Annotated in this window: 15 protein-coding genes and 1 tRNA gene; 13 read left to right on the forward strand and 3 right to left on the reverse strand. The window is 69.6% G+C overall.

The window, feature by feature from the left end; genetic code table 11:
- A partial coding sequence (locus GXY85_03420; protein NLW49878.1) for a hypothetical protein occupies positions 1-342 on the forward strand: 342 nt, incomplete at its 5' end.
- Positions 343-996: 654 nt separating this feature from the next.
- A complete protein-coding gene (locus GXY85_03425; GenBank protein NLW49879.1) occupies positions 997-2,697 on the forward strand; it encodes a hypothetical protein in 1,701 nt (566 codons plus the stop codon).
- 9 nt (positions 2,698-2,706) lie between these two features.
- On the opposite strand, the gene GXY85_03430 is transcribed toward GXY85_03425, so the two are convergent.
- Positions 2,707-3,954 (reverse strand): hypothetical protein, encoded by a 1,248-nt coding sequence (locus GXY85_03430; GenBank protein NLW49880.1) that lies wholly within the window; start codon positions 3,952-3,954, stop codon positions 2,707-2,709.
- Between the two features lie 187 nt (positions 3,955-4,141).
- Between GXY85_03430 and GXY85_03435 the strand changes: the two genes are divergently transcribed.
- Genes GXY85_03435 through GXY85_03475 form a run of 9 tightly spaced genes read left to right on the forward strand, consistent with a single transcriptional unit; the run spans position 4,142 to position 10,837 of the window.
- The gene (locus GXY85_03435) at positions 4,142-5,554 is read left to right on the forward strand and encodes a F0F1 ATP synthase subunit beta (protein NLW49881.1); all 1,413 of its coding nucleotides are present in this window, start codon (positions 4,142-4,144) and stop codon (positions 5,552-5,554) included.
- Positions 5,551-5,937, forward strand: coding sequence for a hypothetical protein (locus tag GXY85_03440; GenBank protein ID NLW49882.1), 387 nt, complete (start codon positions 5,551-5,553; stop codon positions 5,935-5,937). Before GXY85_03435 ends, GXY85_03440 begins: the two co-directional genes overlap by 4 nt.
- A 7-nt stretch (positions 5,938-5,944) precedes the next feature.
- Entirely contained in the window at positions 5,945-6,247 is a 303-nt protein-coding gene (locus GXY85_03445) for an ATP synthase subunit (GenBank protein NLW49883.1), read from the forward strand.
- Between the two features lie 4 nt (positions 6,248-6,251).
- Entirely contained in the window at positions 6,252-6,593 is a 342-nt protein-coding gene (locus tag GXY85_03450) for a hypothetical protein (protein NLW49884.1), read from the forward strand.
- Entirely contained in the window at positions 6,580-7,323 is a 744-nt protein-coding gene (gene atpB / locus GXY85_03455) for a F0F1 ATP synthase subunit A (protein ID NLW49885.1), read from the forward strand. Before GXY85_03450 ends, atpB begins: the two co-directional genes overlap by 14 nt.
- 2 nt (positions 7,324-7,325) lie before the next feature.
- On the forward strand, positions 7,326-7,556 hold the full coding sequence (locus GXY85_03460) for a F0F1 ATP synthase subunit C (GenBank protein ID NLW49886.1): 231 nt from the start codon (positions 7,326-7,328) through the stop codon (positions 7,554-7,556).
- Positions 7,557-7,581: 25 nt separating this feature from the next.
- A complete protein-coding gene (locus GXY85_03465; GenBank protein ID NLW49887.1) occupies positions 7,582-8,439 on the forward strand; it encodes a hypothetical protein in 858 nt (285 codons plus the stop codon).
- Complete coding sequence (locus tag GXY85_03470; GenBank protein ID NLW49888.1) at positions 8,436-9,965, forward strand: F0F1 ATP synthase subunit alpha; 1,530 nt, start codon at positions 8,436-8,438, stop codon at positions 9,963-9,965. Before GXY85_03465 ends, GXY85_03470 begins: the two co-directional genes overlap by 4 nt.
- A 2-nt stretch (positions 9,966-9,967) precedes the next feature.
- Complete coding sequence (locus GXY85_03475) at positions 9,968-10,837, forward strand: hypothetical protein (GenBank protein NLW49889.1); 870 nt, start codon at positions 9,968-9,970, stop codon at positions 10,835-10,837.
- Between the two features lie 43 nt (positions 10,838-10,880).
- Here the strand turns inward: GXY85_03475 and GXY85_03480 are convergent, their stop codons facing one another.
- Positions 10,881-11,942, reverse strand: a complete 1,062-nt coding sequence (locus tag GXY85_03480; GenBank protein NLW49890.1) for a Gfo/Idh/MocA family oxidoreductase — start codon at positions 11,940-11,942, stop codon at positions 10,881-10,883.
- A 202-nt stretch (positions 11,943-12,144) separates the two neighbouring features.
- Between GXY85_03480 and GXY85_03485 the strand changes: the two genes are divergently transcribed.
- Together GXY85_03485 and GXY85_03490 are read left to right on the forward strand one after the other, a co-directional pair.
- A complete protein-coding gene (locus tag GXY85_03485) occupies positions 12,145-12,633 on the forward strand; it encodes a nitroreductase (GenBank protein ID NLW49891.1) in 489 nt (162 codons plus the stop codon).
- A gap of 94 nt (positions 12,634-12,727) precedes the next feature.
- Positions 12,728-15,472, forward strand: coding sequence for a hypothetical protein (locus GXY85_03490; protein ID NLW49892.1), 2,745 nt, complete (start codon positions 12,728-12,730; stop codon positions 15,470-15,472).
- Between the two features lie 38 nt (positions 15,473-15,510).
- Here the strand turns inward: GXY85_03490 and GXY85_03495 are convergent.
- Positions 15,511-15,600, reverse strand: a tRNA-Leu gene (locus GXY85_03495).
- Positions 15,601-15,786 lie beyond the last annotated feature (186 nt).

Below are 15,786 nucleotides of genomic sequence, written 5' to 3' on the forward strand. Positions count from 1 at the left end.
CCTGTTGTGCGGCGGGAGGCCCTCACGCGGGCCGTGCGCCTGTACGCGGCCATGAACGCACACCCGCGTTCGCTGACGCTGCTCGAGGAGTACCCCGAGGCATTCGAGGATCCGGAGGGGCTTTGCAAGGAGGTCGAGGCGCACTGGCTGGACATTGTCCGAAAGTCCTCGTCCCTCACCACGCAGGTGACGCTGTACGGGTATGAGGTCTATCCGGGCGGCGACCCGCTGGCCGTTCGCATGCCATGGGCGCTCTCGGACGAGGCGCTGGCGTCCGCCCGCGAACGCCTGGCCGCCGTCCTCGCCGCCGCCCAGGCGGCAGAGGAACCACAGGAGGAATGACGCGCGGCGGCGATCCACTGGCTCCGCAGATGACGCAGATTACGGAGGACCGGCTGTCACGAAGGGCTGACACAGGCCGCGGGGCCGGCCGTAGCGGCGGGGCTTGCCCGCCGCCGGCGGGGCGGCTGTGCTACATACGGCCGACGACGACGGCGGCAATCCGGTGTGGCACAGTCGCCCTCGACTGTGTGCTCTGCGCAGCAGACCGGCCCTTCGCCTCCCGCCGCGCGACCGGTCGCCGCGGCGGGCGGGCCTCACGGAACGGATTACAGCGGGGGGGTGCCCTGCGGGCGCGCGGCTGTGCCACATACGGCCGGCGGCGGCGGCGCGAATCCGGCGTGGCGCAGAAGCCCGCCCCCCGAATGGGTAGCGCGGGCGTCTGGTCCGGGGTCACCTATTGAGGGCGGGCGGTGCTGCCCCATGGTTGGCGGGGCGTGTGCCGTCGTGCGCGCTTCCGGAATCCTGCGCGGAACCCGATGCCCGCAGCGTGGCATCTGGTGCCTGCGATGCATTTGACTGTCCCGAGTGGGCGGATCATATTGGCCGTGGCGGGGGTCCGTCCGGCGTCGGGCCGGCCGCTGCGGAGCCGTCACGACGCATCCGGGCCATGGTGGACTGACACGGACGCCGCTGCGTCCGAGGAGATGCCGAACGTTGCCGCACGAGGCCGACACAGCACAGGCGCATGGGCTTGCCTGGAGGATCGTGCCGGGGTTCGCCCCGACGCTGTCCCGGGTCGACCTGGAGAGGGCGCGCCGTCCGGATGCGCTCTCTGCACAGGAACGGGTGAAGGACAACACCGTCCGCAGCGTTGTGCGGCTGCCCGATCCCGATCGGCCGGATGGCCCGGGACTCTACGTGAAACGCTACAAGTTCCGCAGCCGGACCGAGCGGCTCAGGCACCTGCTGCTGCCGACCAAGCCGCACGTCGAATGGCGCGCCTGCCGCCTGCTGCGCCGCGCCGGCATCCCGACGTGCGACGTGCTGGCCATCGCCGTGCGCCGCCGGCACGGGCTGCCGCAGGAGGGCTTCCTCATCAGCCGTGAGGTGGCCGATGCCGTCAGCCTGGCGGCGTACCTGCGCACCCGGCCCCCGGCCGCACCGGAGGCCGACGAACTCGTGGCCGAGCTGGCAGACATCACCGTGCGGCTGGCCCGCGCCGGCCTCTATCACGACGATTATCATACCGGCAATCTGCTGATCCGGCCGGCGGCGCCGCCGGGCGAACGCCTGTTCGTCGTCGATCAGCACAGCATCCACCGGCGCCGCCCCACGCCCCGGCGGATGCTGGACATGCTGTCCATGCTGACGCGGTCGTCGGGCCTGCCCGGGGCCTCGGCCGAGGACGCCCGCCCCCTGCTGCGAGCGGTCGTGCACCGATGGACGGGGCAGTCGGAACCGCCGGAGGGGCTGGTGGACGGCTGGGCGGGGGGCCTGAGCCGCATCCAACGGCGCCAGCACCGCACTCACATGCGCAGCCGCACGCGCCGCTGCTTGAAGGAGAGTTCGCTGTTCACGACCGACAGGGCGGATGGCTTCGGCATCCACCGGCGTCGCGACTTCGACCTGCAGGCCGTCCTGGACGCCGTCCGGCGCCACGGGGAGGCGGTGCGGGGCGCGCGGCCCGACGCACGGGTGCAGCGCACGGGGCGTCGCACGGAGGTGACCATCGTGCCCGGCGACCGCGTCCCGCCCTTCGACGTCAGCCGGCCGGCCGCTCCCGAGTTGCGGCGGCAGGGTCCTGTCTGCGTGAAGTCGTTCCGTCGCGATTCGCTGGGCGAGCGTCTGAAGGACGCCGGACGCCTGCGCGGCCGCGCCCGCGCCATGTGGGTGGCGGCACGGGGCTTCGCCGTCCGCGGCATCCCGTCGGTGCGCCCGCTGGCGTTGCTGGAAAGCCGCTACGCGCTGTCGGGCGCGCCCGACTACGTGGTGATGGAGGCGCCGGACGCAGACGGCACGCTCTGCGAGCTGGCCGCCTCGGAGGCGCTCGACGCGGCGGCCCGCCGTCGGCTGAGCGAGGCCGTCGCCGGGCTGCTCAACCGGCTCGCGGACGAGGAGGTCTACCATCGCGACACGAAGCCGACCAACGTCCTGGTCCGGCGGGAGGGCAACGGCTTCCGGCTGTGGCTGGTGGATCTGGACCGGGTCCGGTTCGATCGGCCGCTGACACACGGGCTGTGGGTGAAATGCCTGGCACGGCTCAATGCCGGGATTCCGGGCCGCGTCGGGCTCCTGGACAGGATGCGCTGCCTGCGCCTGTGCGGTCGCGGGCGGTGGGCGGCCGCCGAACGGCTGAGCATCGCGCGCGAGGTCTACGCCCTCTCGCTCACGCGCAGCGTCGCCTGGAAGACGTAGCAGCGGCGCTTACCGCCGGTCGAGCCCGTAGATGCGGCGGGGATTCTCGTAGAGCCAGGCGCGGCAGACGTCCACCGCGCGAGACTCGGTCATCTGGCCGCGCGCGATGCGCACGGCGAGCGCTCGGGCGATGTTCTCACGAGCCATCACGAGCGCCCCGTAGGCCTTCTCCGGCCCGCAGGAGTAATCGCCCCCGAAGCCGATGATCTTGTTCACGGGCACCAGGTCCAGCCACTCGTTCAGCATGTTCTCGGTCATGTAGGGCGATATCTGGTGGGCCCAGACCAGGTTCAGGTGCGCGTTCGGGTACTGGTTGCCGATGACGGCCATCTCGCGCACCCACGGGATGCCGGCGTGGTAGAGATCGAACTGCGTGCGCCGGCAGCGCAGCAGCAAGGGCACCACGTTCATCGGATTCTTGTCAGCGAAGCCCTGCCAGCAGCACCAGTTCAGCCCGCAATGGACGGCCGCCACCAGTTCGTGATCCGGCAGCTTCTCCATCGACTTCAGGTTGAGCCACGCGCTGAACCTCGCGGCCTCGGCATCGGTAGCCGATCCATCGCGTACCTTGCGGAACAGCGCACCGGACTCCTCGCGGCCCAGCTCGTCCGCCGGCAGGCTGGCGGCGTACTTCACGCCGACACACCCCTCGCGGACAACCTGCGCGAGCCAGAAGTCCAGCCACTCGCCCAGGTCTTTGAAATCGCCGCCGTTCCGCTCCTTCCAGCGCCGGTAGACTCCGCACAGATCGCGTGCGACCGTCCATCGGAAGTCCATGAAGCCGCGGTGCACGCGCACGCAGAAGCCGCCGGGCCCATCGTCCCACCCGCCCTGGTTCAGGACGCGCTCGATTCCGCACCGGCCCTTGAGGATACGGTCGTACAGGCCCGTGGTGTTGGCGGCCCGGATGCGCTCGGAGAGGTCGGCGTAGGTATCGTCGTTGATCTCATCGACGCCGAACAGGTCGCGGGCAGCGATCTGAGCGGCGCGCGCGTAGCCCGTGTCCTGCACGGCCGCGAGGTACGGACGGAACATCGCCCAGCGCTCGTCCTGCGGACGCGAAGTGTCCTTGAGCAGTTCACGCGCGCCAGCCAGGCCGGCGGTCTCGACGTTCGTGAGCGAGTAATGGGCGTAGAGGCGCGTGAACACGTCGGCCTTCTGCGAGGTCAGCTCCCGCTCGGGCGGCAGGTGCTCGTGGGCGTCGATGACGGACATCCGGGCCATCTCGGCGATCAGTCCCTGTACGATCGATTCCATCGCGTTGGTTCTCCGGAGGAGAGCAGGGCGGCCGATGCCCATTTTCAGGAGGACGGCGGCGGCTTTCAAGCGCCGGACGCGGTGCGTGCGGGGGCGCGGCTGCTTGCATTCGAAGGGCGGGCCGGTAAGATTGTTCTGAGGGCACGGTGGGCAGACGAGCGCCGATCCGTCAACTGAGGAAAGGCCCATGGAACAGAAGGGACGAGTCGTCGGCGTACGGGGCTCGGTCGTCGAGATCGAGTTCGCCGACGGCCTTCCGACGATCAACGACGCCGTGCACGTCGACGGGCCCCTGGGCCGCGTCGTCGTGGAGGTGCAGCAGCACGTGTCTCTGACGCGGGTGCGGGGCATCGCCATGAGTTCCACGGCGGGGCTCTCCCGGGGGATCGAGGCGACGGCCACGGGCCGCCCGATCACGGTGGCCGTGGGAGACGCCACGCTGGGGCGGATGATCAACGTGCTGGGCGCGCCGATCGACGACGGCGCGCCGATCGACGACGGCGCGCCGATCGGGGAGGGCGATCGCCGGCCGATCCACGCGCGAGGGCCGTCCGTGTCCGAGCAGCGCACCGAATCGGAGGTGTTCTCGACCGGCATGAAGGTCATCGACCTGCTGGCGCCCCTGTCGAAGGGTGGCAAGGCCGGCATGTTCGGCGGGGCGGGCGTCGGCAAGACTGTGCTGATCATGGAGTTGATCCGCAACACCGTCGAGGCGTACTCCGGCATCGCGGTGTTTGCGGGCGTCGGCGAGCGGTCGCGCGAGGGGTACGAGCTGTACCACGAGATGTCCGAGGCCGGCGTGCTGGGCAAGACGGTCCTCGTGTTCGGGCAGATGAACGAGCCGCCCGGCGCGCGCTTCCGGGTGGCGTTCACGGCGATGACGGTGGCCGAGAGCTTCCGGGACGATCAGGGCCTGGACGTGCTTCTGCTTGTGGACAACGTGTTCCGGTACGTGCAGGCGGGCTCGGAGATATCGGGCCTGCTCGGGCGGCTGCCGTCGCGCGTGGGCTACCAGCCGACCTTGAGCACCGAGATGGCGGCGCTCCAGGAACGCATCGCCTCGACGCATCGCGGCTCGATCACGAGCATCCAGGCCGTGTACGTGCCGGCCGACGACCTGACGGACCCGGCCGCCGCCGAGACGTTCTCGCACCTGGACGCCTCGATCACGCTCAGCCGCGACATGGCCAGCGAGGGCCTCTACCCGGCCGTCGACCCGCTCGACTCCTCCAGCAAGCTCCTGAGCCCCGAGGTCGTCGGCGAACGCCACTACCGCATCGCCCGTGCCGTGCGCGAGACCATCGCCCACTACCGCAGCCTGAAGGACATCATCAGCATGCTGGGCCTGGAGGAACTCTCGGCCGACGACCAGCGCGTCGTGCACCGTGCGCGCCGGCTGTCCCGGTTCCTGACGCAGCCGTTCTTCGTCACCGAGCAGTTCACGGGCCGGCCGGGCAAGCGCGTGGAGATCGAAGAGACCCTGGCCGGATGCGAGGCGATCCTGGACGGGGAGTTTGACGACGCGCCCGAATCGGCGCTCTACATGATCGGCGGCGCCGACGAAGCACGCGCCGCCGCCCGCCGCGGGGAGGACGGATGAAGCTCCGGGTCTTCACCCCGACCGAGATCGTGCTCGAAGAGGACGTGGTCCACGTGACCGTCGAGGACCCGACCGGCTCGATCGGGATCCGGCCGGGCCATGCGCCGCTGGTGACGCCGCTGGTCCAGAGCATACTCGTTGCACGGCCGGCGGAGGGCCGCCAACGGTATCTCGCGCTGGACGGCGGGGTGGCGATCGTGAACCGCGATGTGGTCGAAATCGTGTCGCGCCAGGCGGTCGAGAGCGACGATCCGGCCCACCTGGAGGACTCGGTGCTGGCCGAATTCGAGCGCCGGACCGAGGAGGAGAAGAGCAGTTTCGTTGCCTTCGAGAAGATGCGCCTGAGCTTCATGCGCCGACTGCTCGAGCTGGAGAAGGGCTGAGGCGGCGATGCCCGACGAGACACCGGACAGGACAACGGAGTCGGAGAAGCAGCTCATGTCCGCGCTCCGCACACGGCGTCTGCGCCGCGAGAAGAGCGAGCGCGAGGGCGACGAGGGCTTCTGGTCGACCGTCGGGATGATGGGCACGGTAGGATGGTCGGTGATGGTCCCGACGGTGGCCGGCGTGCTGATCGGACGCTGGCTGGACGGCGTTCTGGACTCGGGGCAGGTCTTCCTGGTGTTCTTCCTGCTCGTGGGCCTCACGCTCGGCTGTGTTCTGGCCTGGCGACAGGTAACGGAGAGGATGTAGAGCCATGCTGATGGAGATGGGGCCGCTCGGGTGGGCCGTCTCGCTGGTGGTGGGGTTCCTCGTCGGCGGCCTGCTGTTCCTGTCCATCAAGACGCAGGTCGACTACGTGGTGCACCAGAAGGGACCCACGTGGGTGATGCCCGCGGCGATGTACGCCCGCATGGCCTTCGTGGCCGTCGTGCTCATCCTCACCTCCGTTCTGGTTCCGCCGCAGAAGCTGGCCGGCGCCGTGCTGGGCGCCCTGGTGGGCATCGTGATCGCCCGTGTGCTGGTCTCGCGCATGGTCGGGCGGGCGGCCGCCTCGGAGGACGACGCCCCGGAGGAGGACGCCGATGGCCGCGAGTAGCCTTCCTCTGGCGACGCTCGGTGGACTGGAGCTGCCCCAGAGCGCGGTGACCACCTGGGGCGTGATGCTCGGGCTGGTCGTGCTGGGCCTCGTCCTGCGCGCCCGCCTTTCCGAGCGCAAGCCGGGGCGGCTGCAGAGCGTCCTGGAGATGCTCATGGAGATGCTCTGCAACCTGACGCGCGAGATCGTGCGCGCCGAGCCGGGCCCGTACGTGCCCCTGGTCGCCACGCTCTTCGTGTTTGTGCTCGTGTCGAACCTGCTCGGCATGGTGCCGGGCCTCAGCAGCCCGACCGGCGACTTGAGCGTGACGGCGGCACTGGCGGCGATCGTGTTCTTCTCGGTGCCCGTCTACGGCATCCGCGCTCGGGGTGTGGGACACTATGTGAAGACGTACACGGAGCCGTCGCCGTTCCTTCTGCCCCTGAACCTGCTGAGCGAACTCACGCGCACCCTGGCGCTGGCCATCCGGCTCTTCGGCAACATCATGAGCGGCGAGTTCCTGCTGCTGGTCGTCATCGGCGTCGTCGTGGCCGCGCTGCGCAGCTACGCGCACGTCTTCCTGGTCGCCGTGCTGCCGCTGACGCTGTTCCTCTCCGCCCTCAGCCTGATCGCATCGGTCATCCAGGCGTACATCTTCACGGTGCTCGCGCTCGTCTACATCGGCGCCGCCGTCGAGCGCCGCACGCAGACGGAGCGGGCCGTCGATCCCGAACAGGAGGCAACCGCGTAATCATGGACATCGAGATGATCCGCATTATCGTCGCCGGTCTGACGATGGCCGTCGGCTCGATCGCCCCGGCCCTGGCCGAGGGCAACGCCCTGGCCCAGGCCCTCGAATCGATGGCGCGCCAGCCGGACGCCAGCGGCACGATCAGCCGCACGCTGTTCGTCGGCCTGGCCATGGTCGAGTCGACCGCCATCTACTGCCTGGTCATGGCGTTCATCATCCTCTTCGTCAAGTAGCCGGCCGCCCGGAGACCACCCAACCATGCTGCAATGGACATGGACACGGCTGACTGTCGCGGCCGGCGCGCTGGCCGCCAGCGAGCCGAACCCGCTCGATTTCACCTGGAAGGGCTTCGTGCTTGCGGCGGTCAACTTCCTGATCCTCGTACTCGTCCTCTACCGGCTCCTCCACAAGCCGATCCTGGAGATGCTGGCTCGCAGGCAGAAGGCCATCGACGACGCCCACGAGGCGGCCGAACAGAAGGCCCGGCAGGCCGAGGAGGTCCACGGCGAGTACCGGAAGCGGATCGACGCCATCCAGGAGGAGCGCGACCACGTGCTGGCCGACGCCCGCCAGGCCGCCGAGGAGGCCCGGCACGAGATCGTCCGAAAGGCCCGAGCCCAGGCCGAACGGGAGGTCGCCGGCCTGCAACGCGACTGGGAGCGCCGGCACCGGGAGGCGCTGCGCGGCCTGCGCGACGAGATCGTCGGCGTGTCGCTGGACCTGGCGCGCCGCACGCTCGTGCAGCTCGTCGACGACGACGTCGAGTCCCGCCTGCGCGCCCACGCACGGGAGCGGCTGCAGGAACTGGCCGATTCGTCCGACCGTCGCGCGCGGAAGTCGCTCTTCGCGGCCGGCGGCACGGTGCGGATCATCAGTGCCGCCCCCCTGGCCGACGACGACCGTCGCGCCCTCGGCGACCTCGTTCAGGCCCTCACAGAAGAAACGGCGGAGTTGAGTTTCGAGGACGACCCGGACCTCATTGCGGGCGTGCGTGTCGAGTTCAGCTCGCAGGCCATCGACGCAACGCTGGCCGACGTCCTGGACGCCGTGCGCGAACGCATCGAGGAGTTGGCGCCGGAGGACCGGGCGGCCGAAGAGCCGGAGGCGGCATCGTGAACGCCAGGGACGCCGCCTCCGGAGCCATCGCTGACCTGAAACGCGCCGTCGCCGCCGTGCGCGTCGAACCCCGCATGCGCGAGGTGGGCCGTGTGCTCTATGCCGGAAACGGCATCGCCGTCGTCGCGGGGCTGCCGAACGCCCAGGCCGAGGAGCTGGTCTCCTTCGACAGCGGCGTCATGGGCATCGTGCTCAACCTGGACGAGGAGCAGATCGGCTGCGTCCTGCTCGGCGACGACACCATGGTCTCGGCCGGCGACGGCGTGCGCCGCACGGGCGAAGTCGTGCGCACGCCCGTGGGCGAGCGGCTGCTGGGCCGCATCGTCGACCCGCTGGGGCAACCGCTGGACGGCCTGCCGCCCATCGAGTTCGAGCGCTACATGCCCGTCGAGCGGGAGGCGCCCGCCGTGCTCGCCCGCGCCTCGGTGGCCACGCCCCTGGTCACCGGCATCAAGTCCATCGACGCAATGATCCCCGTGGGACGGGGCCAGCGCGAGCTGATCATCGGCGACCGCAGCACCGGCAAGACCACGATCGGCATCGACGCCATCCTCAGCCAGGCCGACTCCGGCGTCGTCTGCGTCTACGTCGCCATCGGCCAGCGGGCGTCGTCCGTCGCCGGCTTCATTGCCACCCTGCAGCGGCGGGGCGCCATGGACTACACGGTCGTCGTTGCCGCCGACGCCGATTCGCCGCCCGGCATGCGCTACATCGCCCCCTACGCCGGCTGCACCATCAGCGAGTACTTCATGGAGAAGGGGCGCGACACGCTGATCGTCTACGACGACCTGACCAAGCACGCCGCGACCTACCGCGAGATCAGCCTGCTCCTGCGCCGGCCGCCGGGCCGCGAAGCCTATCCCGGCGATGTCTTCTACATCCATTCCCGGCTGCTCGAACGCGCCACACAACTGGACGAAGCGCACGGCGGCGGCTCCCAGACGGCCCTGCCCATCATCGAGACGCAGGCCCAGAACCTCTCGGCCTACATCCCCACGAACCTGATATCCATCACCGACGGCCAGATTTACCTGAGCCCCTCCCTCTACCAGTCCGGCTTCCTGCCCGCCGTCGACATCGGCACCAGCGTCAGCCGCGTCGGCGGCAAGACGCAACTGGCCGCCATGAAGCGCGTCGCCCAGGAGTTGCGCCTCAGCTACACGCAGTTCCAGGAGCTGGAGGAGTTCACCAAGTTCGGCACCACGTTCGAGCCCGAGACCATGCGCACACTGGAGAAGGGCCGACGCCTGCGCGAACTCCTCAAGCAGCCCGCCCACCGGCCCGTGCCGCTCCCGGAGCAGGCGCTGCTGCTGCTCCTGGCCGCCGGCGACGCGCTGACGGACGTGCCCGTCGACCGCGTGGCCGCCTTCGAAGACGCCTTCCGCACCGCCGCGCGCGAACGCCTGGGCGACCTCCTGAGCCGCGTCGGCGAAGGCGAAGCCCCGTCCGACGACGACGCCGCATCGGTGGAGGCGCTCGCCCGGCAGGTGAAGGAGCCGTTCGTCCGGCACGATAAGGAATCCTGACCATGGCGGAGTTGCGCGAGTTGCAGCGCAAGCTGGACAGCATCGGCGCACTCCAGGACGTCGTCCACGCCATGCGGAGCCTCGCGGCCGTCTACGTGCGCCGCGCCGAGGCGACGCTCGAAGCCACCCGCCCGTACGGACAGGCCGTCAACACCGCCCTGCGGTTGGTCATGGAGAAAGCCGGCCTGGGAATCGACCGGGAAGGCGCCGAACGGCCCGCACTCGGCATCGTGTTCGCCAGCGATCAGGGGTTGGCGGGCTCCTTCAACGACCGGGTGGCCGAGGCGGCGCAGCGTTTCCCGAGCGAGCACGGAGCGCCGGTCCGCCTCGTCTGCATCGGCCACCGCGGCGGAGCCGTCCTGGCCCTGCGCGGCCTCGAACCCATGCTCGTGCTGAACGCCCCCACCAGCCTGGAGGGGATCAAGGCCGAGATGCCCGATCTGGCCGCCCGCGTCTTCGGCGCCTTCCAGGAGAGCGGCGCCGAGGAGATCCACTTCGTCTACAATGCCTTCGAATCCGTCGGGCACTCCGCCGCCCGCGTTCGCCGGGTCCTGCCGCCGGTGCACGAGGCCCTGGAACCCGGCCGCGCCTTCCGCTACGAGCCCATCCTGACCGCGCCGCCTCTGGAACTGCTCGACCACCTGGTGGAGGAGTACCTCTTCATCGAACTCTACCAGGCCCTCCTGGAGAGCCACGCCAGCGAGAACGGCGCCCGCCTGACGGCCATGTCCGCCGCCTCCAGCAACGTCGAGGACCGCCTGGAGGAGATCCGGCGGCAATACCAGTCCGTCCGGCAGGACACCATCACGTCCGAACTGATGGACGTCGTCAGCGGCGCCGAGGCCCTGCAGGACGACGGCGGCCTCAGGTGAGGCCGCCGTGGCCGATGCATTGCCCGATGGACGGATCCGACGCTCAGTCGACCAGACCTGCGGCGCGGTAGACCTCCTCGCAGGCCGCCAGCGACTTGAGTGCGTCGTCGCCCGGCGCACGGAACGGCTCCGCGCCGCGCACCCAGCGGCCGAACCCCTCGATCAGCAACGCCCGGGAGTTCCCGTGCACGCCGCCGGCGAAGTCCACCTTCGTCCACTCGCCGCCCGGGATCGTCCTGCCTTCGAACTCGACCTCCTCCTGCACATACACCGGCACGCCCTCGGCATCGGCCGCCTCGAAGTTGATCTGCCCCTTTGTGCCGATCAGCCGCTGCGCGTTGCCGCGCACGCCGCCCGGCACGGCCGAGCCGCCGGCAATCGTGCCGATCCCGCCGCCCGAGAGCTTGACCGCGGCGCCGAACAGGTCCTCGACCTCCACGCCCTCGGGACTGTTGTAGGTGCCGGCCAGCGCCTGCACGTCGACGACCTCCTGACCGCTGACGTAGCGGAAATGGTCCAGCGTGTGGATCGTATTCATGATGAGGAAGCCCCCGCCGGCCGTCCGGCGCCGCAGCCGCCAGTCGGTCTGCGCGCGCTGGCTGTACCCGCCGGTCCAGTAGGTCTCCTTCTTGTAGCTCATCTCGACCAGCACCCAGCCCATCACGCTCCCGATGTGCCCGGCGGCAACGAAGCGGCGTACGGCCTCCGTCCCGGGAATGTAGCGCCGCACGAAGCAGACGCCGAGCAGGCCGCCCGTCTCGGCCGCGCAGTCCACCATGCGCTGCCCCTGCTCGACGGTGCAGGCGATGGGCTTCTCCACCAGCACGTGCTTGCCTGCCCGGAGCGCGGCAATCGCAATCGGCTCGTGCAGGAAGTGCGGGGTGGAGATGATGACGGCCTCCACGTCGTCGCGCGCCAGCAGTTCGTCCTGGCTCGCGCAGGGGGCGGCCCCCCCCACGCGGCCGGCCAGGTCCTGAGCCAGCTCCTGCTTGACGTCGAAGGTGGCGGCCAACTCCGCATTCGCAGCGGCCATCAGTCCTTCAAAGCTCCGTACGGCAATCTCGCCGCAACCGATCATCCCGTAGCGAACCGATTCCTCAGCCACGATTGCTGCCTCCCGTATTCCGGCGCCGTCGGGCGGTGCACCATGCTCCCGCATGCCGGCACATGATACGCCGCGCCGCCGGCAAGGGCAACCGCGACGGTGCGGCGCAATGCGGTCGGCCAAGGTCGGTCTTGACCTTCGGGTAGGGGCCAAAGTAGACTTGATCGCACAGTCATTGCACAGAGATGGGAAGGCTGAGCCCATGGAGTTCACCGAGGTCGTCGCCCGGCGCAGGTCGATCCGCAAGTACTCCCGCCGGGCCGTCTCCGCCCGGAAGCTGCGCTTGATCCAGAAGGCCCTGCAGCTTGCCCCCTCGGGCGGCAACAAGCAGGATTATGCCTTCGTGTTCGTAACGGACCCCGAGAAACGCCGACGGATCGCCGAGCAGGCCGGTCATCAGGACTTCATCGCCGAAGCGCCCGTGATCATGGCCGCCGTCTGCAAGCCGGGGGGCGAGTTCAACGTCGCGATCGCCGTCGATCATCTCATCCTGGCCGCAACGGACCAGAACCTGGGAACATGCTGGATCGGCTGGTTCGAACGCGAGCCCTTGAAGGCGATCCTCGGCATCCCGGATGACCTGCAGGTAGCCATACTGGTGACGATCGGGCATCCGGCGGAGGCTCCGGATGCGCGGCCGCGCAAGCCGCTCGGCCAACTGGTGATGGACAACGAATACCGCCCCGCGTGAGTGAACGGCCGGGCAGTCCTCCGTTGCACCGCACGGGGCGCGTCGGGCCCTGTGGAACGGTCGTGCCCCGTCTGTCGATCTTCCGAGGAAAGCCATGCCATCCCCGACCCCGAAAACGCGTCTCCGCCTGGAACCGCTCGAGGAACGCCTGCTGCTCAACGGCGCGGTGGTCTACGTGGACGATGATTTCGGCCCGGCCACGCCCGGCTGGGGCGTCACCCACTTCGCCCGCATCCAGGACGGGATCGACGCCACCGGCACGAACGACACGATCTACGTGGCCGCCGGCGTCTACTCCGAGAGGGTACGGCTGGGATCGGAGAACGACGGCACGGTCCTCCAGGGCGCCGGCGCCGACGTCACGATCATCGACGGAGGCGGAAGCGGCACCGTCCTGCGCCTCAGGAACTTCGACGGCGGCCGGGTCGCCGGGTTCACAATCCGCAACGGCTCGGCCTCCAACGGCGGCGGCATCAGCGCCGAGTCCGCCGATTCTGTCATCGCCGCCTGCCTCATCACCGACAACGAGGCCGACATGAACGGCGGGGGCCTCTACATCTCCGGGGGCGCGCCGCTGATCATCAACAGCGTCTTCACCGGCAACACCGCGCTGTTCGGGGCCGCCCTCTACGTCGACGACGCCGAGCCCGACATCATCAACAACACCATCTACGGCAACGAGGCCCGGTCCTGCGGCGGCGCGATCTACGGCACCGAGAGCATCTTCGTCCTGGGCAACTCCATCCTCTGGGCCAACGAATCGGCCGACCTGTTCCCCAACGACGAGATCATGCTGCGCTCCAGCGCCCAACTGGCCATCCGCTACTGCATCATCCAGGACGGCACCGACGAGATCTACGCCTGGATGGGTGCCAGCTACTCGTACGACGCCACCAACTCGGAGGACGACCCGGAGTTCGTGAACGCCCCGGAGGGCAACTTCCGCCTCCAGTCCGACTCACCCGCCATCGACGCCGCCCACGGCAACCGCGCCCCGGAGACGGACCACGACGGCAACCCCCGCGTCGACGATCCGCTGACCGAGAACACGGGCTACGGCACGCCGGACTACGCCGACATCGGAGCCTTCGAGTTCGTCGCCATCGTCGACAACGACCCGCCCGCCGTCGGCTCCCTTCTGGTCGCACCGGACACCGTCACCCGCCCGGAATCCCTGACCCTGACCGCCCTGGACGTCACCGATCCCGATGGGGATGCGACCGTCGCCGGCGTCTCCTTCTATCGCGACGCCAACGGAAACGGCACCTTCGAGCCGGGCGTCGACGTGCTCATCGGCACGGACACGGACGGATCCGACGGCTGGTCCTGGACCGGCTCGACGGCCGGCTGGCCCACCGGCAACCCCCACACCTTCTTCGCCCAGGCGCGCGACAACTACACGGCCTACAGCACACCCGTGGCGGCCACGGCCGCCGTGCTGAACGCCCCCCCCACAACCGACTCCCTCTCCGGCCGGGTCAGCGGCGGGTTACTGACCCTGAGCGCCACGGCGAGCGACGACGAGGCCGTCACGAAGGTGCAGTTCTATCTGGACGCGGACGGCGACGGCGTCTTCCAGCCCGAGACGGACACGATCCTCGGGAACGGCATCCTGAGCGGCGGCACGTGGCGTCTGGCGGTCAATGTCGCCGCCTGGGCGGACGGCACCTACACCCTGTTCGCGCGGGCTCAGGACGGGGCCGCGGAGTGGAGTGACCCCGCCTCGACGGAGGCCGTCATCGGACACCGCTACGTGGGCCGCATCGCGGACCCCTTCTCCGGTGCCTACGTGGACGTCTACGCACACGAGGACGTCGCGCTCGAGACCTTGCTCGTCGGCTTCGCCGGCGGCGGCGTCGCCTCCGTCCAGCTCACCGGCGCCGCCCCGATGGACGGACTGGGCCTGCTGATCCGCTCCGAGCCCTGGGCACTGGTTGCGACGTCCGTCAAAGACAGCCGCAAGGGCGCCCGTAGCGACGTGGCCTTCATCGCCTCCAACGGCCCGTTCAAGGCCATCCAGCTCAAGTGCGGGCTGGCCGGCTACAACCTGAACGGGCTCACGCTCGGCGACTTCACCTTCGACGCCGACATCGACGGCGACGGCGACATCGAAGACCTCACCGGGATCCATACGACCGCCTACGCGCAGAAGATACAGTTCGCGGGCCAGGCGGGGGCCGACGTCTGGGTCGGCGGCGTCGACCCGCGCAAGGGACTCTCCGTGTCGTCCTTCGCAAACAAGACGGGCGGATACCACGGAGACCTGGTCACCGTCGGCGGCGTCGGCAGCATCAAGCTGAGCGGTTCGCTCGGCTCCGGCCTGAGCGTCGGCGGGTCGCTCAAGAGCCTCCAGGTCAAGAACGGCCCCCTCGGCGGCACCATCCGCGTCGGCGGCGCCCTGGGCAAGGTCGCCGTCTCCGGGGGCAGCATCACCGCCGACATGACCGTCAACGGCTTCGACCCGAAGAATGGCCGCTCGGTCGGCTCCCTCCAGGCCAAGAACGGCCACTTCAGCGGCAGCCTGACCGCGGCGGGCGGCGTGGGCAAGGTGAGCATCTCGAACGGAGACTACTCGGGCTCCGTCGAGGCGGGGGGGGGCCTCTCCAGCCTGCAGGTCAAGGGCAAGACCACGGGCGGATGGCTCCGGGCCGGTTCGAGCCTGATCGCGAACGGCTTCGTCGGCAAGGTCCAGGCCGGCCGCTACGAGACGGACAACGGCGGGGAGGCGTTCGGCCTGCTCGCGGACGGCTTCGGCAGCATCGCCCTCGGCGGACTCAGCGTGTGGCCGGGCGACCTCCCGTTCACCGACGGCGACTTCCGCATCGAACTGCGGACATAGCGGCCCGAGCAGCGCACCGTGGCAGGGGAGAGAGCACATGGTGCGGATGGGGGGACTCGAACCCCCATGGACGATTAAGTCCACTAGGCCCTCAACCTAGCGCGTCTGCCAGATTCCGCCACATCCGCACCGATGGCAGGCCCCATTATCCGGCACCGGCCGCGCACTGTCAAGGTGCAGAACCGGCCCGTGTCAACCGCAGATAGAAATGTCCGCTATACACGGCAGATAGAAATGTCCGGTTGTTGCCGCAGCTATAAATGCGCGGGCATGTTCTGGTAGCCTTGGCGCCAGGGGTGGTCCGGCGCTGGACG

The sequence above is a fragment of the Candidatus Brocadiaceae bacterium genome (genome assembly GCA_012728835.1).
Taxonomy (GTDB): Bacteria; Planctomycetota; Brocadiia; order SM23-32; family SM23-32; genus JAAYEJ01.

Bases quoted from the DNA above. Each gene is read 5' to 3' on its own strand.
- GXY85_03440 (NLW49882.1), top strand. From the start codon at position 5,551: ATGAAGCTCCGGGTCTTCACCCCGACCGAGATCGTGCTCGAAGAGGAC.
- GXY85_03485 (NLW49891.1), top strand. From the start codon at position 12,145: ATGGAGTTCACCGAGGTCGTCGCCCGGCGCAGGTCGATCCGCAAGTAC.
- GXY85_03435 (NLW49881.1), top strand. From the start codon at position 4,142: ATGGAACAGAAGGGACGAGTCGTCGGCGTACGGGGCTCGGTCGTCGAG.
- GXY85_03450 (NLW49884.1), top strand. From the start codon at position 6,252: ATGCTGATGGAGATGGGGCCGCTCGGGTGGGCCGTCTCGCTGGTGGTG.
- GXY85_03465 (NLW49887.1), top strand. From the start codon at position 7,582: ATGCTGCAATGGACATGGACACGGCTGACTGTCGCGGCCGGCGCGCTG.
- GXY85_03475 (NLW49889.1), top strand. From the start codon at position 9,968: ATGGCGGAGTTGCGCGAGTTGCAGCGCAAGCTGGACAGCATCGGCGCA.
- GXY85_03430 (NLW49880.1), bottom strand. From the start codon at position 3,954: ATGGAATCGATCGTACAGGGACTGATCGCCGAGATGGCCCGGATGTCC.
- GXY85_03490 (NLW49892.1), top strand. From the start codon at position 12,728: ATGCCATCCCCGACCCCGAAAACGCGTCTCCGCCTGGAACCGCTCGAG.
- atpB (NLW49885.1), top strand. From the start codon at position 6,580: ATGGCCGCGAGTAGCCTTCCTCTGGCGACGCTCGGTGGACTGGAGCTG.
- GXY85_03460 (NLW49886.1), top strand. From the start codon at position 7,326: ATGGACATCGAGATGATCCGCATTATCGTCGCCGGTCTGACGATGGCC.
- GXY85_03445 (NLW49883.1), top strand. From the start codon at position 5,945: ATGCCCGACGAGACACCGGACAGGACAACGGAGTCGGAGAAGCAGCTC.